This window comes from Pantoea sp. B550 (assembly GCF_024158165.1).
Lineage (GTDB): Bacteria > Pseudomonadota > Gammaproteobacteria > Enterobacterales > Enterobacteriaceae > Pantoea > Pantoea alfalfae.
The window spans coordinates 1530749-1554788 of the sequence record NZ_JAMYXI010000003.1; the positions used below are offsets into that span (position 1 = coordinate 1530749).

Genomic DNA, 24040 nt, shown 5'->3' on the forward strand with positions numbered 1-24040 from the left:
TGAGTATTGATAAGCGATGAAAATAATCATTCTGGGTGCAGGACAGGTTGGCGGAACCCTGGCAGAAAATCTGGTAGGTGAGAACAACGACATCACGGTTGTCGATACTGACTCTTCGCGCCTGCGTCATCTGCAGGACAAATTCGATCTGCGCGTGGTTCAGGGTCATGGTTCCCATCCGAGAATTTTGCGTGAGGCGGGTGCAGAAGATGCCGACATGCTGGTTGCTGTAACCAACTCGGATGAAACCAACATGATCGCCTGCCAAATTGCTTATTCGCTTTTCAATACGCCGAATCGCATCGCCCGTATCCGTGCGGCCGACTATCTGCGTGATGCAGACAAGTTGTTTATACCTGAAGCAGTGCCTATCGATCATCTGATCTCCCCTGAGCAGCTGGTCATCGACAACATTTACCGTCTGATTCAGTATCCTGGCGCATTGCAGGTGGTTAACTTTGCTGAAGGAAAAGTCAGTCTGGCAGTGGTAAAAGCCTATTATGGCGGGCCGCTGGTGGGAAATCCGCTCTCGATCATGCGTGAGCACATGCCACACATTGATACGCGCGTAGCCGCTATATTCCGCCAGGATCGCCCTATTCGTCCGCAGGGTTCAACCATCGTAGAAGCCGGTGATGAAGTGTTCTTCATCGCTGCCAGCCAGAACATTCGTGCGGTGATGAGTGAAATGCAGCGGCTGGAGAAACCTTATAAACGGATTATGCTGGTCGGTGGCGGCAACATCGGTTTCGGTCTGGCGCAGCGGCTTGAGAAGCACTACAGCGTTAAGCTGATTGAGCGGAATCCCCAGCGCGCAGCGGAACTCGCAGAACATCTGCATGACACCGTGGTGTTTTATGGCGATGCGTCCGATCAGGAGCTGCTCGCTGAAGAACACGTTGAGCAGGTCGATCTGTTTATCGCCGTCACCAACGATGATGAAGCCAACATCATGTCTGCCATGCTGGCGAAAAAGATGGGTGCAAAAAAAGTGATGGTACTGATTCAGCGCCGCGCTTACGTCGATCTGGTCCAGGGCAGCGTCATCGATATCGCTATTTCCCCTCAGCAAGCCACGATCTCGGCTCTGCTGGGTCATGTGCGCAAAGCGGATATCGTGGGCGTTTCATCTTTACGACGCGGTATTGCAGAGGCGATCGAAGCGATAGCGCATGGTGACGAGTCGACGTCACGCGTTGTGGGTCGTTCGATTGATGACATCAAACTGCCGCCAGGGACCATTATTGGCGCTGTTGTTCGTGGTGATGATGTGATGATTGCCAATGATAACCTGCGTATTGAACAAGGCGATCATGTCATCATGTTCCTGACCGACAAGAAATTCGTGTCAGATGTGGAACGCCTCTTCCAGCCGAGTCCATTTTTCCTTTAAATGCCGCGTTTACAGGCTGACTCAGCATACGGCATACAAAACCGCTGCTTAATTGGCTGTGTTGATGGCAAAAACAGTGAGGTTTGTTAGACTTTATGGCGTTAGCTTGGGCAAGGAGAGAAGTATGAGTTTAATCAAAGAGTTTCGTGATTTCGCAATGCGCGGCAACGTAATGGATTTAGCCGTGGGTGTTATCATCGGTGCGGCATTCGGCAAAATCGTTTCATCATTAGTCGCTAATATCATCATGCCACCATTAGGCCTGCTGATCGGTGGAGTCGATTTCAAATCATTCGCCTGGGTTCTTAAGCCCGCAACTGGCGATGCGCCAGCTGTTGTTATGCAGTACGGTATCTTCCTTCAGACCATCTTTGATTTCGTCATTATCGCTTTCGCGATCTTTATGGCGATTAAGTTGATGAATCGTCTGTACAAGAAAAAGGAAGTGGAGAAGCCGGTTGCTAAACCGTCAAATGAAGAAGTTTTATTGACTGAAATCCGCGATCTGCTGAAACAGCAGAACACCCGGGTATAGTGAATAAGCCGCCTCAACGGCGGTTTTTTTACTGAAAAAGTAGAAGGGCAGTGATAAGACGCTTTCTTATCACTGCCCTCCCATCCCGTCCCCTTACCATGTTTCTCTTTCCGCTTAAAACTGCCCTTACCCTTTTGCTTCTGTTCAATACGCTGTCGAAATAATGGGTCGTGCAGCAGAGCCTGAATCGCGTTATCGCGAATTTGCCCTTTAGTGTGCTGATATTTACTCATAACGCCTCCTGTTGAGATGGTCAGATACTCTATTCCATTGCAGCAAAATAACAAGATGCTTATTTACTCAATGCCTCTCCCCGCTCAAGCGCCTCAAGAATTGAGCACGAAATGCTACTGTGACTGTCACCACAACACGCGTCCGAGAGGTGACGCAAAGAACGTTGCATCGTTTCCAATTCTGCGATCATCTGAGCCACTTCACTTAGCCGTTTTTCAACGATCGCTTTCGATTCCTGACAGGTATGATGCGCAGGATCGACCCTTATAGAAAGTAGCTCTCTGATGGCTTCAAGGCTAAATCCGAGTTTACGACCGTAGCGAATAAATTTCAGACGCTGAAGATCGGCCTCGGTATAAAGGCGAAATCCCCCTTCCGTACGACCGTCATGATCCATCATCTGCTGTTTTTCATAAAAACGGATGGTGTCTGGCGTCACCTCTGCAAGCTTAGCTAACTGACCGATGCGAAACATTTACTCCTCCTCGCGGAAACGATGCTCAATAGCAGTAGAATAACTGCCATGAAGAAAATCGGTACTGATACCCGCCTGGCGTAATCTTAGCTCCAGCACCTGAAGCCGATGACAATGATCCTGATAGTGTTGATCCGCAGGATCGAGGTTCCTAATAAGATCGTTAACTTCCAAGGCTTCACGTCTGAGCTCAAGCTCCGGCGGCAGAAAGCCCGAATTTTTCAGTAACCGGTAGCCCGCTCTTAACTCAGGTGGAACATGACTGTCATCATCCAGCTGCAGTGGCTTACCAGAGCCGGGAAGATTACTCAGCTCGCCTTTTTCCAGCGCCGCTTTGATGTGCTGTTCAGCAAGTTCATCAACCAGCCACATAGTTGGCTCCTTTGAACATGAAAAGAGTAAGTTCTAAGGTAGTAAATTTCAGGCAATAAAAAACCCGCCGAAGCGGGTTTTTTACGTTGCTACAGATTACTCTGCGGCTGCTTCTGCTTGAGCTTCTGGACGATCAACCAGCTCGATGTAAGCCATCGGAGCGTTGTCACCAGCACGGAAGCCACACTTCAGAATACGAGTGTAACCACCGGCACGGCTCGCGAAACGCGGGCCCAGCTCATTAAACAGTTTTGCCACGATCTCGTTATCACGAGTACGGGCGAATGCCAGACGACGATTAGCTACGCTGTCGGTCTTGGCAAGAGTAATCAGCGGCTCAACTACGCGACGCAGTTCTTTGGCTTTCGGCAGAGTCGTTTTGATGATCTCATGACGAACCAGAGAACCGGCCATGTTGCGGAACATAGCCTGACGATGGCTGCTGTTGCGGTTCAGTTGACGACCACTCTTACGATGGCGCATGACCTTATCCTTCTCAGTGAAACCTTAACCTGTGATCTGATTATTCATCAGCAATGCTTGCTGGCGGCCAGTTCTCAAGGCGCATACCCAGAGAAAGACCACGCGAAGCCAGCACATCTTTAATCTCAGTAAGAGATTTTTTACCAAGGTTAGGCGTTTTAAGCAGCTCAACCTCGGTACGCTGTACCAGATCACCGATGTAGTGGATAGCTTCTGCCTTAAGGCAGTTAGCAGAGCGGACAGTCAATTCCAGATCGTCAACAGGGCGCAGCAGGATCGGATCGAATTCTGGTTTCTCTTCTTTAACTTCCGGCTGACGTACATCACGTAAGTCAACGAAAGCTTCAAGTTGTTCTGCCAGAATGGTTGCCGCACGACGAATCGCCTCTTCAGGATCGATTGTGCCGTTGGTTTCCATTTCGATGACCAGCTTGTCCAGGTCGGTGCGCTGCTCTACTCGCGCTGCTTCAACATTGTAGGCGATACGGTCTACAGGGCTATAGCAAGCGTCAACTAACAGGCGGCCGATTGGGCGCTCATCTTCTTCCGAATGAATTCGGGCAGAAGCCGGCACATAGCCACGTCCACGCTGAACTTTGATACGCATGCTGATAGCCGCGTTCTCATCGGTCAGATGGCAAATGACATGCTGAGGCTTGACGATTTCGACATCACCATCATGGGTAATGTCGGCTGCAGTCACAGGGCCAATGCCAGATTTATTCAGGGTCAGAATAACTTCATCTTTACCCTGAACTCTTACCGCCAGCCCTTTCAGGTTGAGCAGGATTTCCAGGATATCTTCCTGTACGCCCTCTTTGGTGCTGTACTCATGAAGTACACCATCAATTTCAACCTCGGTCACCGCGCAACCCGGCATGGATGAAAGCAGAATACGGCGCAGTGCGTTACCAAGAGTATGGCCAAAGCCACGCTCTAAAGGCTCAAGGGTCACCTTGGCGTGCGTCGAACTCACTTGCTCGATATCTACCAGGCGCGGTTTTAGAAACTCTGTCACAGAACCCTGCATTGTGTCCTCTCTTTGGTACTAAGCTTTACTTGGAGTAAAGCTCGACGATCAGGTGTTCGTTAATGTCCGCAGACAGATCAGTACGTTCAGGAATACGCTTGAACACACCTTCCATCTTAGTCGCATCAACTTCCAGCCAGGTTGGCTTTTCACGCTGCTCAGCCAGCTCCAGAGCGGCCTTCACGCGAGATTGCTTTTTGGCTTTCTCACGGATGCTAACGACATCATTCGGAGATACCTGATAAGAAGCGATGTTAACAACGCGGCCATTTACCAGAACAGACTTATGGCTTACCAGCTGACGTGCTTCCGCACGAGTGGCACCAAAGCCCATACGATAAACTACGTTGTCCAGACGACCTTCCAGCAGAGCCAACAGGTTTTCACCGGTGTTGCCTTTCAGACGAGCTGCTTCTTTATAATAGTTACGGAACTGACGCTCCAGCACGCCGTAGATACGACGAACTTTCTGCTTTTCACGTAACTGACCGCCGTAATCAGACAGACGCGGTTTACGCGCACCATGCTGACCAGGGGCTTGTTCAATCTTACACTTGGAATCAATCGCGCGAACGCCAGACTTAAGGAATAAGTCAGTGCCCTCACGACGGCTCAGCTTGAGCTTAGGACCCAAATATCTTGCCATTTTCTTTCTCCAACTATCCTAAAAAAACGGGCGTTATACGCGACGTTTTTTCGGCGGACGACAACCGTTATGAGGGATCGGAGTCACATCAGTAATATTAGTGATGCGGAAACCAGCGGCGTTCAAAGCACGAATCGTAGATTCGCGACCTGGACCCGGACCCTTTACCATAACTTCCAGGTTCTTAATTCCGTAATCTTTTACCGCTTCTGCACAGCGCTCTGCAGCGACCTGAGCAGCAAACGGAGTGGATTTACGTGAACCGCGGAAACCGGAACCACCGGCGGTTGCCCAACCCAGTGCGTTACCCTGACGATCAGTAATGGTAACGATGGTGTTGTTAAAAGAAGCATGGACATGAGCCACGCCATCTGAGACTTGTTTTCTTACACGCTTGCGTGCACGAACTGGTGCCTTTGCCATTATTTACTCACCCCGATTATTTCTTGATCGGTTTACGCGGACCCTTACGGGTACGTGCGTTGGTCTTAGTACGCTGACCGCGAACCGGAAGACCACGACGATGGCGCAAACCACGGTAGCAACCAAGGTCCATAAGACGCTTGATGCTCAGGGTGATTTCACGGCGCAGATCACCTTCTACAACGAATTTCGCAACTGCATCACGCAGCTGATCAATTTGTTCTTCAGACAGCTCACTGATCTTAACATTTTCAGCAATACCCGTTGAAGCGCAGATGGCTTTTGAACGGGTTTTACCAATACCGAAGATCGAAGTTAATGCGATAACGGTATGTTTTTGATCAGGAATGTTAATGCCTGCTATACGGGCCACTATGCACTCCTATAATTAAACAAGCACGTCCCATGCTGAAAAGCCCGTTTTCAGGATACTCAAATGGAAACGTACTGACATACAAAAGATTGGCTGGCTAATCTAGCCAGCTCAACCCGACTTTGCAAGAAAAATATGTGACAAAATCAGCCTTGGCGCTGTTTATGCTTTGGCTCGGCGCTGCAGATCACACGTACGACACCGTCGCGACGAATGATTTTGCAGTTACGACATAATCTCTTGACGGAAGCACGAACTTTCATTTTTACTCTCCGTAACTTCTCAACCAACTGAATTAACGGCCGTAGCCTTTCAGGTTAGCTTTCTTCAGTGCCGACTCATACTGACTAGACATCATCAGAGTTTGCACTTGAGCCATAAAGTCCATGATGACGACAACTACGATGAGCAGTGAAGTACCGCCAAAGTAGAAGGGAACCTTCATCGCATCACGCATGAACTCCGGGATAAGGCAGATAAAAGTAATATACAGCGCGCCGATTAAGGTCAGTCGCGTCATCACTTTATCAATATACTTCGCCGTTTGCTCTCCCGGACGAATTCCCGGTACGAATGCACCAGACTTCTTCAGGTTATCTGCTGTTTCACGTGGGTTGAAAACCAACGCCGTATAGAAGAAACAGAAGAAGATGATTGCAGTCGCATAGAGTAGCACATAAAGCGGCTGTCCTGGCTGCAAATACAGCGAAATTGTTGTCAGCCAGTTCCAACCGGTACCGCCCCCAAACCACGATGCAATCGTTGCCGGGAACAGAATAATGCTGGAAGCAAAGATGGCTGGAATAACACCCGCCATATTCACTTTCAACGGTAAATGTGTGCTCTGTGCAGCGTAAACGCGACGACCCTGCTGACGTTTTGCGTAGTTCACCACAATGCGGCGCTGACCACGTTCAACGAAGATAACAAAGAAGGTCACTGCGAATACGAGTACTGCAACCAACAGCAACAGAAGGAAGTGCAGGTCGCCTTGCCGCGCTTGCTCGATGGTATGGCCAATGGCCGGCGGAAGACCCGCAACAATACCTGCGAAGATAATGATCGAAATACCGTTACCGATACCACGCTCAGTAATCTGTTCGCCCAGCCACATCAGGAACATTGTTCCTGAGACCAGACTCACAACAGCGGTAAAGTAGAAAGCAAAGCCTGGATTCATGACCAGGCCTTGCATCCCTGGCATATTCGGCAGACCGGTAGCAATACCGATCGACTGAAATATGGCCAATACCAACGTACCGTATCGGGTGTACTGGCTAATCTTACGACGGCCAGCCTCACCTTCTTTCTTAATTTCCGCTAACGCTGGATGAACCACCGTTAATAACTGAATGATAATTGATGCCGAAATATACGGCATGATACCCAGTGCGAAAATAGAAGCACGGCTGAGAGCACCACCAGAGAACATGTTAAACATTTCAATGATGGTGCCACGCTGTTGCTCAAGCAGTTTGGCAAGTACAGTGGCATCAATACCAGGGATTGGAATAAAAGAGCCAATACGGAAGACAATGAGTGCGCCGATTACAAACAGCAGTCTGCGTTTCAGCTCACCAAAGCCACCTTTGGCACTTTGAAAATCTAATCCCGGTTGTTTAGCCATCTGCTACTTATTCCTCGATTTTACCGCCAGCAGCTTCGATTGCAGCACGAGCACCTTTGGTGACACGCAGGCCGCGAACCGTTACCGGTGTAGATACTTCACCAGACAGAATTACTTTAACGAATTCAATCTGAACACCGACAATGTTGGCTGCTTTCAGCGCGTTCAGGTCGACGATACCGCCTTCAACTTTCGCCAGATCAGACAGACGAATCTCTGTGGTGATCATTGCTTTGCGAGAGGTGAAACCGAACTTCGGCAGACGACGGTACAGAGGCATCTGACCACCTTCGAAACCGCGACGTACGCCACCGCCAGAACGTGAGTTCTGACCTTTGTGACCACGACCACCGGTTTTTCCGAGGCCAGAACCGATACCACGACCCAGACGCTTGGTAGCGTGCTTAGACCCTTCGGCCGGAGACAGAGTATTTAAACGCATCTCTTACTCCTCCACTTTAACCATATAGGAAACCGCGTTAACCATACCGCGTACTGCAGGCGTGTCTTCACGCTCAACGGTGTGGCCAATACGACGCAGACCCAGGCCAACCAGAGTGGCTTTATGCTTAGGCAAGCGGCCGATTGAACTACGGGTTTGAGTGATTTTAATAGTCTTAGCCATCGTGATTACCCCAGAATTTCTTCAACGGATTTACCACGCTTAGCAGCGACCATTTCCGGAGATTTCATATTGCCCAGGCCGTCGATAGTTGCACGAACCACGTTAATCGGGTTAGTAGAACCATAGGCTTTTGCCAGTACGTTATGAACTCCAGCGACTTCCAGAACGGCGCGCATTGCACCACCGGCGATGATACCGGTACCTTCTGAAGCCGGCTGCATGAACACGCGGGAACCCGTGTGTGCACCTTTAACAGGGTGCTGCAGGGTGCCGTTGGTCAGCGCGACGTTAACCATGTTGCGACGGGCTTTCTCCATCGCTTTCTGGATCGCTGCTGGAACTTCACGCGCTTTACCGTAACCAAAACCTACGCGACCATTACCATCGCCTACCACAGTCAGTGCTGTGAAGGAGAAGATACGACCACCTTTAACAGTTTTAGAAACACGGTTTACCGCGATCAGTTTTTCCTGCAGTTCGCCAGCTTGTTTCTCGATGTGTGCCATCTTAGACCTCTACCTTAGAACTGAAGGCCAGCTTCACGGGCAGCATCTGCCAGTGCCTGGACGCGACCATGATATTGGAAACCGGAACGGTCGAAAGAAACACCAGTGATGCCTTTTTCGATTGCGCGTTCTGCGATAGCTTTACCTACTGCAGCTGCGGCTTCTTTATTACCGGTATACTTCAGTTGTTCAGTGATAGCTTTTTCTACAGTAGAAGCAGCGACCAGAACTTCGGAACCATTCGGGGCGATTACCTGTGCGTAAATATGACGCGGGGTACGATGTACCACCAGGCGAGTAGCACCCAGCTCTTTGAGCTTGCGACGTGCACGGGTCGCACGACGGATACGAGCAGATTTCTTATCCATAGTGTTACCTTACTTCTTCTTAGCCTCTTTGGTACGCACGACTTCGTCGGCGTAACGGACACCCTTGCCTTTATAAGGCTCAGGACGACGGTAGGCGCGCAGGTCCGCAGCAACCTGACCAATCAACTGTTTATCAGCGCCTTTCAGCACGATCTCAGTCTGAGTTGGACATTCTGCAGTGATACCCGCGGGCAGCTGGTGATCGACTGGATGAGAAAAGCCCAGAGACAGGTTTACCACGTCGCCTTTAACGGCTGCACGATAACCTACACCAACCAGCTGCAGCTTCTTAGTGAAGCCTTCGGTAACACCGATAACCATTGCGTTCAGCAGCGCGCGAGAAGTACCCGCCTGCGCCCAGCCGTCAACGAAACCTTCGCGCGGAGCGAAAGTCAGAGCGTTGTCAGCATGCTTAACTTCAACAGCATCATTGATAGTACGAGTCAGCTCGCCGTTTTTACCTTTAATCGAAATTACCTGACCGTCGAGTTTTACCTCTACGCCGGCAGGAACAACGACAGGTGCTTTAGCAACACGAGACATATGTATCCTCCGATTACGCTACGTAGCAGATAATTTCGCCACCAAGACCTGCCTGGCGCGCTGCACGATCAGTCATGACACCTTTAGATGTAGAAACTACAGCGATGCCCATACCAGCCATTACCTTTGGCAGCTCATCTTTTTTCTTATAGATGCGCAGGCCAGGACGGCTTACTCGCTGAATGCTTTCTACAACAGCTTTGCCCTGGAAATACTTGAGAGTAAGTTCCAGTTCCAGCTTGATGTCGCCTTCGATTTTGAAATCTTCAATATATCCTTCTTCCTTCAGAACGTTGGCAATTGCCAATTTCAGCTTGGAGGAAGGCATGGTGACCGCAACTTTGTTCGCGGCCTGACCGTTACGGATACGGGTCAGCATATCCGCGATCGGATCTTGCATGCTCATCTGTGTTACTCCCGTGATTCAATTGGTGACAATTACCAGCTAGCCTTTTTCAGACCCGGAATTTCACCGCGCATGGCGGCTTCGCGGACCTTGATACGGCTCAACCCAAACTTCCGCAGGAAACCGTGCGGACGACCTGTTTGACGGCAGCGGTTACGCTGACGTGAAGGGCTGGAATCACGCGGCAGACTCTGCAGCTTCAGAACAGCATCCCAACGGTCTTCGTCGGAAGCGTTCACATCAGAGATGATCGCTTTCAGTTCAGCGCGTTTAGCGAAGAATTTGTCTGCTAATTTTGCACGCTTAACTTCGCGCGCTTTCATAGATTGCTTAGCCATTAAGTAACCCTACCTTACTTACGGAACGGGAAGTCAAAGGCAGCCAGCAGAGCACGGCCTTCATCATCAGATTTCGCAGTAGTGGTAATGGTGATATCCAAACCACGAACGCGATCGACTTTGTCGTAGTCGATTTCTGGGAAGATGATCTGCTCACGTACACCCATGCTGTAGTTGCCACGACCATCGAATGACTTAGCGGACAAGCCACGGAAGTCACGGATACGTGGAACTGCAATGGTGACCAGACGCTCAAAGAACTCCCACATGCGCTCGCCACGCAGAGTTACTTTACAGCCGATCGGATAGCCCTGACGGATTTTGAAGCCTGCAACTGATTTGCGTGCTTTGGTGACCAGCGGTTTTTGACCGGAGATTGCTGCCAGGTCTGCTGCTGCATTATCCAGCAGTTTCTTGTCAGCGATCGCTTCACCAACACCCATGTTCAGGGTGATCTTCTCGACCCGAGGGACTTGCATGACAGAATTGTAGCCAAACTCTGTCATGAGTTTCTGGACTACTTCGTCTTTGTAGTAATCATGCAGTTTCGCCATCGTACTACTCCAAATTACTTGATAGTTTCGCTGTTAGACTTGAAGAAACGGACTTTTTTGCCGTCTTCGAATCTAAAGCCTACACGGTCAGCCTTACCAGTTGCCGCGTTGAACAGTGCAACGTTAGAAACCTGAATAGCAGCTTCTTTTTCAACGATGCCACCTGGTTGGTTCAGAGCCGGAACCGGCTTCTGATGTTTCTTAACCAGGTTGATACCTTCAACGATGACCTTACCAGAAGACAGGACATTCTTAACTTTACCGCGCTTACCTTTATCTTTACCGGTTAACACGATAACTTCGTCGTTACGACGGATTTTAGCTGCCATTGTTCGCTCCTTAGAGTACTTCTGGTGCCAGAGAGATAATTTTCATGAACTTTTCAGTACGAAGTTCACGAGTTACCGGCCCAAAAATACGCGTACCGATAGGCTGCTCACTGTTATTGTTCAGAATAACGCATGCATTACCATCGAAGCGAATGACAGAACCGTCCGGGCGACGAACACCCTTCCTGGTGCGCACCACTACCGCCTTCAGGACATCACCTTTTTTGACTTTACCACGAGGAATTGCTTCCTTGATGGTAACTTTGATGATGTCACCGACGCCTGCGTAGCGACGGTGCGAGCCACCCAGAACCTTGATACACATTACGCGACGTGCACCGGAGTTGTCGGCGACGTTCAGCATAGTCTGTTCTTGGATCATTTTAGTGCTCCGCTAATGTCAACTACTACTTCGGGACCTAAACCTCAGGTCGTTAGAAAGCCCCATAATTGAGGGCGCGGCATTGTAACACCGGTTCTCACAGATGGGTAGAAAAAATAAACGGCTCTCAATCGAGCCGCTGATTTTCCCTGATGACAGGGAGGGCGTATTCTAGGGAATAGTGCGAACAGTAGCAAATGTAATCTGCCTTATTTTTCGTCGCCTCCCTAATAAAGTGCCCTTATGACTCAACTAACCAGTTTTCTGGCCAGTTGGTTATGCTGATGCAGCACGGCTGGCAGTTCAATTCCGGCCAGTTGTCCGTTTCGCACCCTGACTTTTCCGTTGATGATGCTGTAAGCGACCTGCCCCGGATTACAGAACACCAGGGCGGCGACAGGATCGTGCCCCGCCCCGGCAAGACCAATGCGATTCAAATCAAAGATGGCCAGATCAGCCATCATGCCCGGCGCAATGGCGCCCACGTCATCGCGATTCAGCACTTTTGCTCCACCCAGCGTCGCCAGCTCCAGAGCCTGACGAGCCGTCATCGCATCCGGGCCGAAACCCACGCGTTGTAACAGCATTGCCTGACGTACCTCCGCTATCATGTCTGAGCTGTCATTGGAGGCTGACCCATCTACGCCCATACCGACATGGACACCGGCATCGCACATGTGGCGTATTGGTGCAATGCCCGAACCGAGCCGCATGTTTGAACAGGGACAGTGTGCGACGCCGGTTCCGGTGCGTGCAAAGAGCTCCATACCATACTGATCCAGTTTAACGCAGTGTGCATGCCAGACATCCGGCCCTACCCAGCCGAGGTCTTCAACGTACTGTGCTGGCGTCATGTGGAACTTTTCGCGGCTATATCGGATATCGTTGTCGTTCTCCGCCAGATGAGTATGCATCGAGACGTTGAAGCTGCGTGCCAGTGCAGCGGATTGTTTCATCAGTTCACGACTGACTGAGAACGGTGAACATGGGGCCACCACGATGCGTAACATCGAGCCGTGGCTGTCATCGTGATAGCGTTCAATCACACGCTGCGTATCCTTGAGGATGGCGGCTTCATTCTCAACCAGCGAATCGGGCGGCAGGCCTCCGAGGGATTTGCCCACACTCATGCTGCCCCGGCTGGCATGGAAACGCATGCCCATCAGTGCTGCAGCCTCAATGCTGTCGTCAAGCTTACAGCCGTTAGGGTAGACATAGAGATGGTCACTGGTGGTGGTGCAACCGGAGAGCATTAACTCAGCCATCGAAATCTGCGTTGAGATATGAATCATCTCAGGCGTCAGGTTCTGCCACAGTGGGTAGAGGTGGGTCAACCAGTTGAACAGTTCGCCGTTTTGTACCGCAGGAATAGCCCGGGTCAGGCTCTGATACATGTGATGATGCGTATTGATCAGCCCGGGGATAACAATGTGTCCCTGAAGGTCAATCATTTCATCCGCGCTATCAGGTAACGATCCTGCTTCCCCGACCGCAACGATTTGGTTCCCTTTAATCAGAATACTGGCGTTACGTATTTCCCGACGCTCGGCATCCATGCAGACCACGCATTCAGCGTTCTTTAGTAATAACGTTCGTTCCATGCTATTGCCTGTGGGTTGTGGGTGTGTACTACCCGATAATAGCGGCAGGCTTTTGGCAGAGCTAATAGCTGGTAACGCAGCTAACAGTGGTAATTTTAACAGTGACCGGCGTAAGCGATCATGATTCTCCATTTCCACGGCACATTTCCTTGTACAGTTATGATAACTCCGGCCTCAACAGACTGGAGCTTTCAGGTCACATCGCCTGAAGAGTCGCAGCTTAATCCTCGCCATTCCCTAAATTTGTGAGCGCCATCAAATCTGCTCTGCCGCAGGCACAAATGGATCAAGTCAGAATAAAAGGTAAAAAAAAACCCCCTGCCGAAGCAGAGGGTTTCCTCAGAAAAAACAATTCTTATTACAGAACCGCTTTCTCGATTACGCGAACCAGGGTCCAGGATTTAGTCTTGGACAGTGGACGGCATTCGCGGATTTCTACCACGTCACCAATTCCACATTCATTGTTCTCGTCATGGATGTGCAGCTTGGTCGTACGTTTGATGAATTTGCCGTAGATCGGGTGTTTCACGAAACGTTCGATAGCGACAACTGCAGATTTCTGCATTTTGTCACTTACTACACGACCCTGCAGAGTACGGATTTTATCGGTCATTACGAACCCGCCTTCTCAGTCAGTAAAGTCTTAACGCGTGCAACATCACGGCGAACCTGTTTCAGCAGATGAGTCTGCTGCAGTTGGCCAGATGCTGCCTGCATGCGCAGGTTAAATTGCTCACGCAGCAGATTAAGCAGCTCAGTGTTCAGCTCTTCAACGCTTTTTTCACGCAGCTCAGTTGCTTTCATTACATCACCGTCTTAGTTACAAAGGTGGTTTTGATAGGCAGTTTTGCTGCTGCCAGCTTGAATGCTTCACGGGCCAGCTCTTCTGGTACGCCGTCCATTTCATACAGGACTTTACCAGGCTGGATCAGGGCAACCCAATACTCTACGTTACCCTTACCTTTACCCATACGCACTTCCAGCGGCTTCTCGGTGATCGGTTTGTCCGGGAATACTCGGATCCAGATCTTACCTTGACGCTTAACTGCACGGGTCATAGCACGACGTGCTGCTTCGATCTGACGAGCAGTCAGACGACCACGGCCAACAGCTTTCAGACCGAAAGTACCGAAGCTGACATCCGTACCCGCAGCCAGACCGCGGTTACGGCCTTTGTGCACCTTACGGAATTTCGTACGCTTTGGTTGTAACATCAGCGACTCTCCTTACTTACGGCCTTTACGCTGCTGCTTTTTAGGTTGAGCAGCCGGTTCCGGTTGTTCAACAGCAGCCATACCACCCAGGATCTCACCTTTGAAGATCCATACCTTAACGCCGATTACACCATAAGTGGTGTGCGCTTCAGAGGTGTTGTAGTCAATGTCAGCACGCAGTGTGTGCAATGGCACGCGACCTTCACGATACCATTCGGTACGTGCGATCTCAGCGCCACCCAGACGGCCGCTAACTTCAACTTTAATACCCTTCGCGCCAAGACGCATGGCGTTCTGAACTGCACGCTTCATAGCACGACGGAACATCACACGACGCTCCAGCTGTGAAGTAATGCTGTCAGCTACCAGTTTCGCGTCCAGTTCCGGCTTGCGGACTTCGGCGATATTGATCTGTGCAGGAACGCCAGCGATTTTCGCGACGACCGTGCGCAGTTTTTCTACATCTTCGCCTTTCTTACCGATAACGATGCCCGGACGAGCGGTGTGAATAGTCACACGGATGCTCTTCGCTGGACGCTCGATAACGATACGAGAGACAGATGCTTTAGCCAGTTCTTTAGTCAGGAACTGACGTACTTTAAAATCGCTGTCCAGGTTGTCAGCGAATTCGTTGGTGTTCGCAAACCAGGTAGAGTTCCATGGTTTTACAATACCCAGGCGAATACCATTAGGATGTACTTTCTGACCCATTGCTAGTCTCCAGAGTCTCAGCGATCGGACACAACCACAGTAATGTGGCTGGTGCGCTTCAGGATGCGATCTGCACGACCTTTGGCACGCGGCATAATGCGTTTCATGGTCGGACCTTCATCAACGAAAATTTTCGTGATTTTCAGATCGTCGATATCAGCGCCATCGTTGTGTTCGGCGTTAGCAATGGCAGATTCCAGAACTTTTTTGACCAGTACAGCCGCTTTCTTATTGGTGTAGGTCAAAATGTCCAGTGCCTGCGACACTTTCTTACCGCGAATCAGGTCAGCAACAAGGCGAACCTTCTGAGCAGAAGAACGAGCGTGGCGATGTTGAGCTAAAGTTTCCATCTCTTCCTCCTACTTATTTCTTCTTGGCTTTTTTATCAGCCGCGTGACCGCGATAAGTACGTGTCGGCGCGAATTCACCCAGTTTGTGACCAACCATTTCGTCGGAAACAAAGACAGGAACGTGCTGACGACCATTATGGACAGCGATGGTCAAACCGATCATGTTAGGAAAGATCGTTGAACGACGGGACCAAGTGCGCAAAGGCTTCTTGTCACCGCTTTCCACCGCTTTCTCTACCTTCTTCAGCAAGTGCAGGTCAATAAAAGGACCTTTCTTGAGAGAACGTGGCATGGCTTATCCTCTAATATTATTTGCTACGGCGACGTACGATAAATTTATCAGTACGCTTGTTGCTACGGGTCTTCTTACCTTTGGTCTGAACGCCCCACGGAGTTACCGGGTGCTTACCAAAGTTACGACCTTCACCACCACCGTGCGGGTGATCAACTGGGTTCATCGCGGTACCACGAACGGTCGGACGAACACCACGCCAACGGGCTGCACCAGCTTTACCCAGAACGCGCAGCATATGCTCAGCGTTGCCGACTTCGCCCAGTGTTGCGCGGCAGTCAGACTCGACTTTACGCATTTCACCTGAACGCAGACGCAGGGTAACGTAAGAACCTTCACGCGCAACGATCTGCACGTAAGCACCAGCTGAGCGAGCAATCTGACCGCCTTTGCCTGGTTTCATTTCTACGTTATGCACGGTTGAACCCACCGGGATGTTACGCATCGGCAGAGTGTTACCTGCTTTGATCGCAGCATCAACGCCAGATTGGATCTGGTCGCCGGCTTTCAGGCCTTTAGGGGCCAGGATGTAACGGCGCTCGCCGTCTTTGTACAGAACCAGTGCGATGTTCGCAGAGCGGTTCGGATCGTACTCAAGACGTTCAACAACTGCCGGGATACCATCTTTGTTGCGTTTGAAGTCAACAATACGGTAAGCCTGCTTGTGACCACCACCGATATGACGGGTAGTGATACGACCATTGTTGTTACGGCCACCGGATTTGCTGTTTTTTTCTACCAGCGGGGCAAATGGTTTGCCCTTGTGCAGCTCCGCGTTTACCACTTTAACTACATGGCGACGACCCGGAGATGTCGGTTTACATTTAACAACTGCCATTGTCTTTCTCCTCCGACTTACTCAGCGCCGCCAGCGAAGTCCAGATTCTGGCCTTCTTTCAGGGTGACGTAAGCTTTTTTCCAGTCGCTACGACGACCGATACGCTGTCCTTGACGCTTAACTTTGCCCTTAACTACCAGGGTGTTTACGTCTTTAACTTCTACTTCGAACAGTTTCTCAACAGCAGCAACGATCTCTGCTTTGGTCGCGTCATTAGCAACTTTGAGAACGATGGTATTGGTTTTTTCCATCGCGCTAGATGCTTTTTCAGATACGTGCGGCGCGCGCAGTACTTTCAGCAGACGTTCTTCACGGATCATGCCAGCATCTCCTCAACTTGCTTAACTGCATCAGCAGTCATAACGACTTTGTCGAAGGCGATCAGGCTAACTGGATCGATACCGGATGCATCACGCACGTCAACCTTGTACAGGTTACGCGCAGCCAGGAACAGATTCTCATCCAGTTCACCGGTGATGATCAGCACGTCTTCCAGAGCCATGTCTTTCAGTTTCTGTACCAGCAGCTTGGTTTTCGGTGCTTCTACAGCAAATGATTCGACAACGATCAGACGATCTTGACGTACCAGTTCGGACAGGATGCTTTTCAGCGCGCCGCGGTACATCTTTTTGTTAACTTTTTGACTGTGGTCCTGCGGCTTCGCAGCAAAGGTCACGCCACCTGAACGCCAGATTGGGCTCTTTACAGAACCTGCACGCGCACGGCCGGTGCCTTTTTGACGCCATGGCTTTTTGCCTGAACCGGTTACTTCGGCGCGAGTTTTCTGCGCACGAGTACCCTGGCGGGCGCCAGATGCGTAAGCAACAACAACCTGGTGAACCAGCGCTTCGTTGAAATCACGACCGAAGGTAGTTTCGGAAACAGTCAGCGCGCTCTGCGCGTCTTTCAATACTAATTCCATTGCTATCCCCTTACGCCTTCACAGCTGGTTTAACGATCAGGTCGCTACCGGTAGCACCGGGAACTGCACCTTTAACCAGCAGCAGGTTGCGCTCAGCGTCAACACGTACTACGTCCAGACTCTGAACGGTTACGCGCTCATTACCCAGCTGACCTGCCATTTTCTTGCCTTTGAACACTTTGCCCGGAGTCTGGTTCTGACCGATAGAACCCGGAACGCGGTGAGACAAGGAGTTACCGTGAGTAGCGTCCTGGGTACGGAAGTTCCAGCGCTTAACGGTACCGGCGAAACCTTTACCTTTAGAGGTACCGGTTACGTCAACTTTCTTAACTTCAGCGAAAATCTCAACGCTGATGCTCTGACCTACAGAATACTCTTCACCTTCAGCGGTGCGGAATTCCCACAGGCCACGGCCAGCTTCAACGCCAGCTTTAGCAAAATGACCAGCTTCAGGTTTGGTCACACGGTTTGCTTTTTTAGCACCGGTGGTAACCTGAATTGCCTGGTAACCGTCGTTTTCCAGGCCTTTGACCTGAGTAACGCGGTTCGCTTCAACTTCGATTACGGTGACGGGGATAGAAACGCCATCTTCAGTGAAGATGCGGGTCATGCCCACTTTTTTACCGACTAAACCAATCATTGTTTCAACCTCTCAATCGCTCGATGACCTGATTAACCCAGGCTGATCTGCACGTCAACACCGGCAGCCAGATCCAGACGCATCAGAGCATCAACCGTTTTTTCAGTTGGCTCAACGATGTCTACCAGACGCTTGTGAGTGCGGATTTCGTACTGATCACGCGCATCTTTGTTAACGTGCGGAGAGATCAGAACAGTAAAACGCTCTTTGCGGGTTGGCAGCGGGATTGGACCACGAACCTGCGCACCAGTGCGCTTGGCGGTCTCAACGATTTCCGCGGTTGATTGATCGATCAGACGATGATCAAACGCTTTAAGACGGATACGGATTCTTTGGTTCTGCATGAGACCAGAGCTCCAAACTTTTTATAGACGAAAAAAATTACTACTCGAACCCATTACGATTGATGGGAGAGTGTAATCGTTCAGCATATAACTCCCCAATTGGGAGTATTGTCAGGCGGCCTATATTTCAGCCGTCTGCGATTCTGCTCGAATCGCGCCTGCAATATCTGCAGGCCCGCGCATTATACGTAAATCTGTTCAGGAAGCAACCCGTGTTGCGGTTTTCCCTGTTAAATAGTGGCCGGTTCTTGCGGCACGCGTCGCATCGCAGTGCTGCAGAGCGGTTAAGTCACAAATTTTTTTGTGAGCACTTTTCCGCCGTTATTTATCCATAGGTGACACAGAATGAGAAGCCGATGAAAGTGCTTTTAACTTCTCATCCGGAGCAACATCATGTCACTGATTACTCAATTCGTAGCACTTGCTGGCGGAGGCGCACTGGGAAGCTTTCTTTCGCTGGCCTGGGTACGCTTCTCACCCGCCCTCTCACCCGCTCAGTGGTTTATCGCACTCTGCTTTCCCGGTTCACGGTGTGATTGTTGTCAGCAACGCCTGCTATGGCGTGATGCGCTGCCACTGATTAGCTGGCCACGGTTAAGAGGTTGGTGCCGCTTCTGTCATCATCCGTTCGGTGCGGAAAGCTTTATCAGTGAATGGCTAGTTGCAATGCTTTGCCTGCTGGTACTGAATAGTTTTGACAGGGCTGCAGACGCTACTTTTGTTATCACTGCCTCCAGCCTGCTGCTACTGATAGCGGTTATTGACCGTCAGCACTTCTGTATACCTGACCCGCTCAGCTATCTGCTGCTCTGGCTGGGGTTACTACATGCAGCCATCTTTGGGACAGAGAGTGCGGCGATATGGGGTGCCTTGTCGGGCTACTGTACATTGTGGCTGCTCGCCTGGAGTTATCGGCAGGTTCGGGGGCATGAAGGATTAGGTTATGGTGATATGAAGCTTTTCGCGGCATTGGGCGCATGTTGTGGATGGCAGGCGCTACCCTGGATTGCACTGGGTGCCACTTTTCTGGCGCTGACGGCAATCGTGATGCTGAAACTACGCGGTTTAATTCAGGTGAACAGCCCGCTGCCGTTTGGCCCTTTCCTGGCCATTGCGGGCTGGGTAATGATCGTGTTGCAGACCCGATTCACTCTTCTTTGATTTGAGCCTGCAGATAGTTCTGGATACCCATCTTCTGGATTAGCTCAAGTTCCGTTTCAATCCAGTCGATGTGATGCTCTTCATCAGCCAGGATTTCAATCATCATGTCACGACTGACATAGTCATGTACCTTGTCAGCATAGGAAATGGCCTCACGCAGATCTTTAGCGCCTTCCAGCTCCAGATTCAGGTCTGAACTTAGCATCTCCTCAACGTCTTCGCCGATACGCAGACGTCCCAGATCCTGAAGATTTGGAATTCCCTCAAGAAAGAGAATGCGTTCAATGTACTTGTCCGCATGCTTCATCTCGTCGATCGATTCGTGGTACTCCACATCGTTGAGGCGCGTTAGCCCCCAGTTTTTAAACATGCGTGCATGCAGAAAATACTGATTGATGGCAACCAGTTCATTTCCCAGCAGTTTATTGAGATGACTGATAACTTTGATATCGCCCTTCATTGTTAACCCTCCGCGTCTGATTTATACAGCGTAGATGTGGTTAAAAAGAAGTCAAAAAAACGCGACAGATATTGTGGGTATTCACACATCCAGGGTCAGTCAGGCTATCTCTTTATAGAGCGGGGCATGCTGCATCTCTTCATCCATAATCTCGCGCGCAGCACGAACGCATTTGCCACACTGTTTGCCTACCGGTACAAACTGGCGCAGTTGCTGAATAGATTTGGGCTGATAGCGACGCACAACTTCACGAAGGGTTTTATCACTGATGGCATTACACAGGCAGACGTACATTGATTCATCACTCGGGTACATTTTCTGTACACAGTGTAAATGCGAATCGTTTTTATTTCAAACCCACGCTTTACAGGGTTATGTCGATTTCTGAGCAAAAAAAAGAGCACCGAAGTGCTCTTTTTACTGTGCTGCAGTGGCCGTTTGCACGACCACAGCAGATATCACAATTAAGCGATAACTTTAGCAACAACACCCGCGCCAACGGTACGGCCACCTTCGCGGATTGCGAAGCGCAGACCTTCGTCCATTGCGATTGGGTGGATCAGGGTAACAACCATTTTGATGTTGTCGCCTGGCATGACCATTTCAACGCCTTCTGGCAGCTCTACTGAGCCGGTTACGTCAGTTGTACGGAAGTAGAACTGTGGACGATAGCCTTTGAAGAACGGAGTATGGCGACCACCTTCGTCTTTAGACAGAACGTAAACTTCTGACTCGAACTGGGTGTGTGGCTTGATTGAGCCTGGCTTAGCCAGAACCTGACCACGCTGGATGTCTTCACGCTTGATACCGCGCAGCAGAACACCACAGTTTTCGCCTGCCTGACCCTGGTCCAGCAGCTTACGGAACATCTCAACACCGGTACAGGTTGATTTCGCAGTATCTTTGATACCTACGATTTCAACTTCGTCGCCGACTTTAACGATGCCGCGCTCAACACGACCGGTAACAACAGTACCACGGCCAGAGATTGAGAAGACGTCTTCGATTGGCAGCAGGAACGGCATGTCGATCGCACGCTGTGGTTCTGGGATGTAGTTGTCCAGATGCTCAGCCAGTTCGATGATTTTCGCTTCCCACTCAGCTTCGCCTTCCAGCGCTTTCAGCGCAGAACCACGAACGATTGGGGTGTCGTCGCCTGGGAAGTCATATGCTGACAGCAGGTCACGGACTTCCATCTCTACCAGTTCCAGCAGCTCTTCATCATCAACCATGTCACATTTGTTCAGGAACACGATGATGTAAGGAACGCCAACCTGACGACCCAGCAGGATGTGCTCACGGGTCTGTGGCATTGGGCCATCAGTCGCAGCAACAACCAGGATCGCGCCGTCCATCTGCGCAGCACCGGTGATCATGTTTTTCACATAGTCGGCGTGGCCTGGGCAGTCAACGTGTGCGTAGTGACGAGTCGGGGTTTCATACTCAACGTGTGAAGTGTTGATGGTGATACCACGAGCTTTCTCTTCTGGTGCGTTATCGATCTGATCGAATGCACGAGCCTGGCCGCCGTAAGTTTTAGACAGTACGGTGGTAATAGCTGCAGTCAGGGTGGTTTTACCGTGGTCGACGTGACCGATGGTGCCCACGTTTACGTGCAGTTTGTTACGCTGAAATTGCTCTTTCGCCATGGCGATAATTCCTTACGTTGTGCCTTCACCATCTGGGTGAAGGCATCAGTTCAAATTTAAACCGTAGCTTATTTGCTACGAGCTTCAATAACGGCCTGCGCTACGTTGTTCGGCGCATCGTCATACTTCAGGAACTCCATGGAGTAAGAAGCACGACCTTTGGTCAGAGAACGCAGCTGAGTTGCGTATCCGAACATCTCAGACAACGGAACTTCAGCGTGAATCTGAACGCCAGTAGCGTTAGATTCCTGCCCTTTGAGCATACCACGACGACGACTAAGGTCACCGATGACATCGCCCGTGTTCTCTTCTGGCGTTTCAACTTCAACCTTCATGATAGGCTCAAGCAGAACAGGTGTCGCTTGTTTAAAGCCTTGTTTGAAGGCAATAGACGCGGCCAGTTTAAACGCCAGCTCTGAGGAGTCGACATCATGGTAAGAACCGAAGTGCAGACGCACGCCCAGATCCACCACCGGATAACCCGCCAGAGGGCCTGATTTCAGCTGCTCCTGGATACCTTTGTCAACCGCAGGGATGTATTCACCAGGAATCACACCACCTTTGATGTCGTTGACAAATTCATAGCCTTTCGGATTCGAACCTGGCTCCAGTGGGTACATGTCGATAACAACATGACCGTACTGACCACGACCACCAGACTGCTTGGCGTGTTTACCTTCAACATCGGTAACTTTGTTACGAATCGCTTCACGGTAAGCAACCTGTGGTTTACCCACGTTTGCTTCAACGTTGAACTCACGCTTCATGCGGTCAACGATGATGTCGAGGTGCAATTCACCCATACCCGCGATGATGGTCTGGTTAGATTCTTCATCAGTCCATACGCGGAATGATGGGTCTTCTTTCGCCAGACGGCCCAGAGCCAGACCCATTTTTTCCTGGTCAGCTTTGGTTTTTGGTTCAACGGCGATAGAGATTACCGGCTCCGGGAATTCCATGCGCTCAAGGATGATGACGTTCTCTGGGTCACACAGGGTGTCACCAGTGGTCACATCTTTCAGGCCGATCGCAGCTGCGATATCACCCGCACGGACTTCTTTGATCTCTTCACGCTTGTTAGCGTGCATCTGAACGATACGGCCCAAACGCTCACGGTTTGACTTAACCGGGTTGAACACGGTGTCACCCGTATTAACAACACCAGAGTAAACGCGGAAGAAGGTCAGGTTACCTACAAACGGGTCAGTAGCGATTTTGAACGCCAGTGCAGCAAACGGCTCGTTGTCGTCTGAGTGACGAACAGCCGGCGTGTCTTTACCGTCGTCCAGCATACCGTTGATCGCGGTTACGTCAGTCGGTGCTGGCAGATATTCAACAACTGCATCCAGCATCGCCTGAACACCTTTGTTCTTAAATGCAGAACCACAGGTTACCAGGATGATTTCGTTGTTCAGAACACGCTTACGCAGAGAGGTTTTGATCTCTTCTTCAGTCAGTTCTTCACCACCGAAGAATTTCTCCATCAGCTCATCAGAGCCTTCAGCAGCGGCTTCAACCAGCTTTGCACGCCATTCTTCAGCCAGTTCCTGCATATCAGCTGGGATATCTTCGTAAACGAAGGTCACACCCTGATCTTCGTCGTTCCAGTTGATTGCTTTCATTTTCACCAGGTCAACAACACCGGTGAATTTCTCTTCTGCGCCAATAGCCAGCTGCAGAGGAACTGGAGTTGCGCCCAGACGAACTTCCATCTGGTTAACAACTTTCAGGAAGTTAGCACCCATGCGGTCCATTTTGTTAACGAACGCAATGCGTGGAACTTTATATTTGTTAGCCTGACGCCATACGGTCTCAGACTGTGGCTGAACGCCACCAACTGCACAGTAAACCATTACCGCGCCATCAAGCACACGCATAGAACGTTCAACTTCGATGGTGAAGTCAACGTGTCCTGGGGTGTCGATGATGTTGATGTGGTGTGGTTCAAACTGCTTGGCCATACCAGACCAGTAACAGGTGGTCGCAGCGGAAGTGATGGTAATACCACGTTCCTGTTCCTGCTCCATCCAGTCCATGGTTGCTGCGCCGTCATGTACTTCACCAATTTTGTGGTTTACACCGGTGTAGAACAGAACGCGTTCGGTAGTGGTAGTCTTACCGGCGTCGATGTGCGCACTGATACCGATGTTACGGTAGCGAGCAATGGGTGTTTTACGAGCCATTTGATTCCTCGGTTTTTCGGACGTTCAAAATTA

Annotated in this window: 38 protein-coding genes and 1 pseudogene; 3 read left to right on the forward strand and 36 right to left on the reverse strand. The window is 50.5% G+C overall.

Annotated elements, in window-relative coordinates; genetic code table 11:
* Positions 1-16 precede the first annotated feature (16 nt).
* Positions 17-1393, forward strand: coding sequence for a Trk system potassium transporter TrkA (gene trkA / locus NIM72_RS10170; protein WP_013359233.1), 1377 nt, complete (start codon positions 17-19; stop codon positions 1391-1393).
* Positions 1394-1517: 124 nt separating this feature from the next.
* The gene (gene mscL, locus NIM72_RS10175) at positions 1518-1928 is read left to right on the forward strand and encodes a large-conductance mechanosensitive channel protein MscL (protein WP_033734108.1); all 411 of its coding nucleotides are present in this window, start codon (positions 1518-1520) and stop codon (positions 1926-1928) included.
* A gap of 158 nt (positions 1929-2086) precedes the next feature.
* Here mscL and arfA read toward each other — a convergent pair.
* The 32 genes and pseudogenes from arfA to rpsJ all read right to left on the reverse strand — a co-directional run.
* A pseudogene (arfA, locus tag NIM72_RS21535) lies at positions 2087-2161 on the reverse strand (alternative ribosome rescue factor ArfA); the annotation flags it as partial.
* 59 nt (positions 2162-2220) lie between these two features.
* Entirely contained in the window at positions 2221-2637 is a 417-nt protein-coding gene (zntR, locus tag NIM72_RS10185; RefSeq protein ID WP_161736567.1) for a Zn(2+)-responsive transcriptional regulator, read from the reverse strand.
* Positions 2638-3009 (reverse strand): DUF1992 domain-containing protein, encoded by a 372-nt coding sequence (locus tag NIM72_RS10190; protein ID WP_222924925.1) that lies wholly within the window; start codon positions 3007-3009, stop codon positions 2638-2640. It abuts the gene before it with no gap.
* 96 nt (positions 3010-3105) lie between these two features.
* Positions 3106-3492 carry a 50S ribosomal protein L17 gene (gene rplQ, locus NIM72_RS10195; protein ID WP_003850180.1) on the reverse strand — a complete coding sequence of 129 codons (387 nt, stop codon included), beginning with the start codon at positions 3490-3492 and terminating at the stop codon, positions 3106-3108.
* 40 nt (positions 3493-3532) lie between these two features.
* Positions 3533-4522: a DNA-directed RNA polymerase subunit alpha gene (gene rpoA, locus NIM72_RS10200; protein ID WP_003850179.1), complete on the reverse strand. Its 990-nt coding sequence runs from the start codon at positions 4520-4522 to the stop codon at positions 3533-3535.
* 25 nt (positions 4523-4547) lie between these two features.
* On the reverse strand, positions 4548-5168 hold the full coding sequence (gene rpsD, locus NIM72_RS10205) for a 30S ribosomal protein S4 (protein WP_008927131.1): 621 nt from the start codon (positions 5166-5168) through the stop codon (positions 4548-4550).
* A 33-nt stretch (positions 5169-5201) separates the two neighbouring features.
* Complete coding sequence (gene rpsK, locus NIM72_RS10210) at positions 5202-5591, reverse strand: 30S ribosomal protein S11 (protein WP_004160563.1); 390 nt, start codon at positions 5589-5591, stop codon at positions 5202-5204.
* Between the two features lie 16 nt (positions 5592-5607).
* Entirely contained in the window at positions 5608-5964 is a 357-nt protein-coding gene (rpsM, locus tag NIM72_RS10215; protein WP_003850176.1) for a 30S ribosomal protein S13, read from the reverse strand.
* A gap of 146 nt (positions 5965-6110) precedes the next feature.
* The gene (gene rpmJ, locus NIM72_RS10220; protein WP_010252805.1) at positions 6111-6227 is read right to left on the reverse strand and encodes a 50S ribosomal protein L36; all 117 of its coding nucleotides are present in this window, start codon (positions 6225-6227) and stop codon (positions 6111-6113) included.
* 32 nt (positions 6228-6259) lie between these two features.
* Positions 6260-7591 (reverse strand): preprotein translocase subunit SecY, encoded by a 1332-nt coding sequence (secY, locus tag NIM72_RS10225; RefSeq protein WP_003850175.1) that lies wholly within the window; start codon positions 7589-7591, stop codon positions 6260-6262.
* 7 nt (positions 7592-7598) lie between these two features.
* Entirely contained in the window at positions 7599-8033 is a 435-nt protein-coding gene (gene rplO / locus NIM72_RS10230; protein WP_003850168.1) for a 50S ribosomal protein L15, read from the reverse strand.
* Positions 8034-8036: 3 nt separating this feature from the next.
* The gene (rpmD, locus tag NIM72_RS10235) at positions 8037-8216 is read right to left on the reverse strand and encodes a 50S ribosomal protein L30 (protein WP_003850166.1); all 180 of its coding nucleotides are present in this window, start codon (positions 8214-8216) and stop codon (positions 8037-8039) included.
* Positions 8217-8221: 5 nt separating this feature from the next.
* Positions 8222-8722, reverse strand: coding sequence for a 30S ribosomal protein S5 (gene rpsE, locus NIM72_RS10240; protein ID WP_003850164.1), 501 nt, complete (start codon positions 8720-8722; stop codon positions 8222-8224).
* Between the two features lie 14 nt (positions 8723-8736).
* Positions 8737-9090 carry a 50S ribosomal protein L18 gene (gene rplR / locus NIM72_RS10245; RefSeq protein ID WP_003850163.1) on the reverse strand — a complete coding sequence of 118 codons (354 nt, stop codon included), beginning with the start codon at positions 9088-9090 and terminating at the stop codon, positions 8737-8739.
* 9 nt (positions 9091-9099) lie between these two features.
* Positions 9100-9633 carry a 50S ribosomal protein L6 gene (gene rplF, locus NIM72_RS10250; RefSeq protein WP_013359237.1) on the reverse strand — a complete coding sequence of 178 codons (534 nt, stop codon included), beginning with the start codon at positions 9631-9633 and terminating at the stop codon, positions 9100-9102.
* 13 nt (positions 9634-9646) lie between these two features.
* Positions 9647-10039: a 30S ribosomal protein S8 gene (gene rpsH, locus NIM72_RS10255; RefSeq protein ID WP_003850158.1), complete on the reverse strand. Its 393-nt coding sequence runs from the start codon at positions 10037-10039 to the stop codon at positions 9647-9649.
* A 32-nt stretch (positions 10040-10071) separates the two neighbouring features.
* Positions 10072-10377: a 30S ribosomal protein S14 gene (gene rpsN, locus NIM72_RS10260; RefSeq protein ID WP_008927132.1), complete on the reverse strand. Its 306-nt coding sequence runs from the start codon at positions 10375-10377 to the stop codon at positions 10072-10074.
* Between the two features lie 14 nt (positions 10378-10391).
* Positions 10392-10931, reverse strand: coding sequence for a 50S ribosomal protein L5 (gene rplE / locus NIM72_RS10265; protein ID WP_003850155.1), 540 nt, complete (start codon positions 10929-10931; stop codon positions 10392-10394).
* A gap of 14 nt (positions 10932-10945) precedes the next feature.
* Positions 10946-11260: a 50S ribosomal protein L24 gene (gene rplX / locus NIM72_RS10270; RefSeq protein WP_003850150.1), complete on the reverse strand. Its 315-nt coding sequence runs from the start codon at positions 11258-11260 to the stop codon at positions 10946-10948.
* 10 nt (positions 11261-11270) lie between these two features.
* Complete coding sequence (rplN, locus tag NIM72_RS10275; RefSeq protein ID WP_006120590.1) at positions 11271-11642, reverse strand: 50S ribosomal protein L14; 372 nt, start codon at positions 11640-11642, stop codon at positions 11271-11273.
* A gap of 248 nt (positions 11643-11890) precedes the next feature.
* Complete coding sequence (locus NIM72_RS10280; protein ID WP_253420216.1) at positions 11891-13243, reverse strand: 8-oxoguanine deaminase; 1353 nt, start codon at positions 13241-13243, stop codon at positions 11891-11893.
* 358 nt (positions 13244-13601) lie between these two features.
* Entirely contained in the window at positions 13602-13856 is a 255-nt protein-coding gene (rpsQ, locus tag NIM72_RS10285) for a 30S ribosomal protein S17 (RefSeq protein ID WP_003850147.1), read from the reverse strand.
* The gene (gene rpmC, locus NIM72_RS10290; RefSeq protein ID WP_003850146.1) at positions 13856-14047 is read right to left on the reverse strand and encodes a 50S ribosomal protein L29; all 192 of its coding nucleotides are present in this window, start codon (positions 14045-14047) and stop codon (positions 13856-13858) included. Before rpmC ends, rpsQ begins: the two co-directional genes overlap by 1 nt.
* On the reverse strand, positions 14047-14457 hold the full coding sequence (rplP, locus tag NIM72_RS10295; protein ID WP_008927134.1) for a 50S ribosomal protein L16: 411 nt from the start codon (positions 14455-14457) through the stop codon (positions 14047-14049). Before rplP ends, rpmC begins: the two co-directional genes overlap by 1 nt.
* Positions 14458-14469: 12 nt before the next feature.
* Complete coding sequence (rpsC, locus tag NIM72_RS10300; RefSeq protein ID WP_008927135.1) at positions 14470-15168, reverse strand: 30S ribosomal protein S3; 699 nt, start codon at positions 15166-15168, stop codon at positions 14470-14472.
* 17 nt (positions 15169-15185) lie between these two features.
* Positions 15186-15518 carry a 50S ribosomal protein L22 gene (gene rplV / locus NIM72_RS10305; protein WP_008927136.1) on the reverse strand — a complete coding sequence of 111 codons (333 nt, stop codon included), beginning with the start codon at positions 15516-15518 and terminating at the stop codon, positions 15186-15188.
* Positions 15519-15531: 13 nt separating this feature from the next.
* Entirely contained in the window at positions 15532-15810 is a 279-nt protein-coding gene (rpsS, locus tag NIM72_RS10310) for a 30S ribosomal protein S19 (RefSeq protein WP_001138115.1), read from the reverse strand.
* Between the two features lie 16 nt (positions 15811-15826).
* The gene (gene rplB, locus NIM72_RS10315; RefSeq protein ID WP_008927137.1) at positions 15827-16648 is read right to left on the reverse strand and encodes a 50S ribosomal protein L2; all 822 of its coding nucleotides are present in this window, start codon (positions 16646-16648) and stop codon (positions 15827-15829) included.
* A 17-nt stretch (positions 16649-16665) separates the two neighbouring features.
* A complete protein-coding gene (gene rplW, locus NIM72_RS10320; RefSeq protein ID WP_003850708.1) occupies positions 16666-16968 on the reverse strand; it encodes a 50S ribosomal protein L23 in 303 nt (100 codons plus the stop codon).
* The gene (gene rplD, locus NIM72_RS10325; protein ID WP_003850711.1) at positions 16965-17570 is read right to left on the reverse strand and encodes a 50S ribosomal protein L4; all 606 of its coding nucleotides are present in this window, start codon (positions 17568-17570) and stop codon (positions 16965-16967) included. The genes rplW and rplD overlap by 4 nt, the downstream gene beginning before the upstream one ends.
* 10 nt (positions 17571-17580) lie before the next feature.
* Positions 17581-18210, reverse strand: coding sequence for a 50S ribosomal protein L3 (gene rplC / locus NIM72_RS10330; RefSeq protein ID WP_003850712.1), 630 nt, complete (start codon positions 18208-18210; stop codon positions 17581-17583).
* Between the two features lie 32 nt (positions 18211-18242).
* Positions 18243-18554, reverse strand: coding sequence for a 30S ribosomal protein S10 (rpsJ, locus tag NIM72_RS10335; protein WP_001181005.1), 312 nt, complete (start codon positions 18552-18554; stop codon positions 18243-18245).
* A gap of 393 nt (positions 18555-18947) precedes the next feature.
* On the opposite strand from rpsJ, the gene NIM72_RS10340 reads away from it, so the two are divergent.
* The gene (locus NIM72_RS10340; RefSeq protein WP_222924924.1) at positions 18948-19715 is read left to right on the forward strand and encodes an A24 family peptidase; all 768 of its coding nucleotides are present in this window, start codon (positions 18948-18950) and stop codon (positions 19713-19715) included.
* Here the strand turns inward: NIM72_RS10340 and bfr are convergent.
* The 4 genes from bfr to fusA all read right to left on the reverse strand — a co-directional run bounded on the left by bfr (position 19702) and on the right by fusA (position 24007).
* On the reverse strand, positions 19702-20175 hold the full coding sequence (gene bfr / locus NIM72_RS10345; RefSeq protein WP_013359241.1) for a bacterioferritin: 474 nt from the start codon (positions 20173-20175) through the stop codon (positions 19702-19704). The two genes, NIM72_RS10340 and bfr, sit on opposite strands and share 14 nt — an antisense overlap.
* 99 nt (positions 20176-20274) lie before the next feature.
* A complete protein-coding gene (gene bfd, locus NIM72_RS10350) occupies positions 20275-20469 on the reverse strand; it encodes a bacterioferritin-associated ferredoxin (protein WP_033784140.1) in 195 nt (64 codons plus the stop codon).
* A gap of 170 nt (positions 20470-20639) precedes the next feature.
* A complete protein-coding gene (gene tuf, locus NIM72_RS10355) occupies positions 20640-21824 on the reverse strand; it encodes an elongation factor Tu (RefSeq protein ID WP_105099977.1) in 1185 nt (394 codons plus the stop codon).
* Between the two features lie 68 nt (positions 21825-21892).
* Positions 21893-24007, reverse strand: coding sequence for an elongation factor G (fusA, locus tag NIM72_RS10360; RefSeq protein ID WP_033734130.1), 2115 nt, complete (start codon positions 24005-24007; stop codon positions 21893-21895).
* Positions 24008-24040 lie beyond the last annotated feature (33 nt).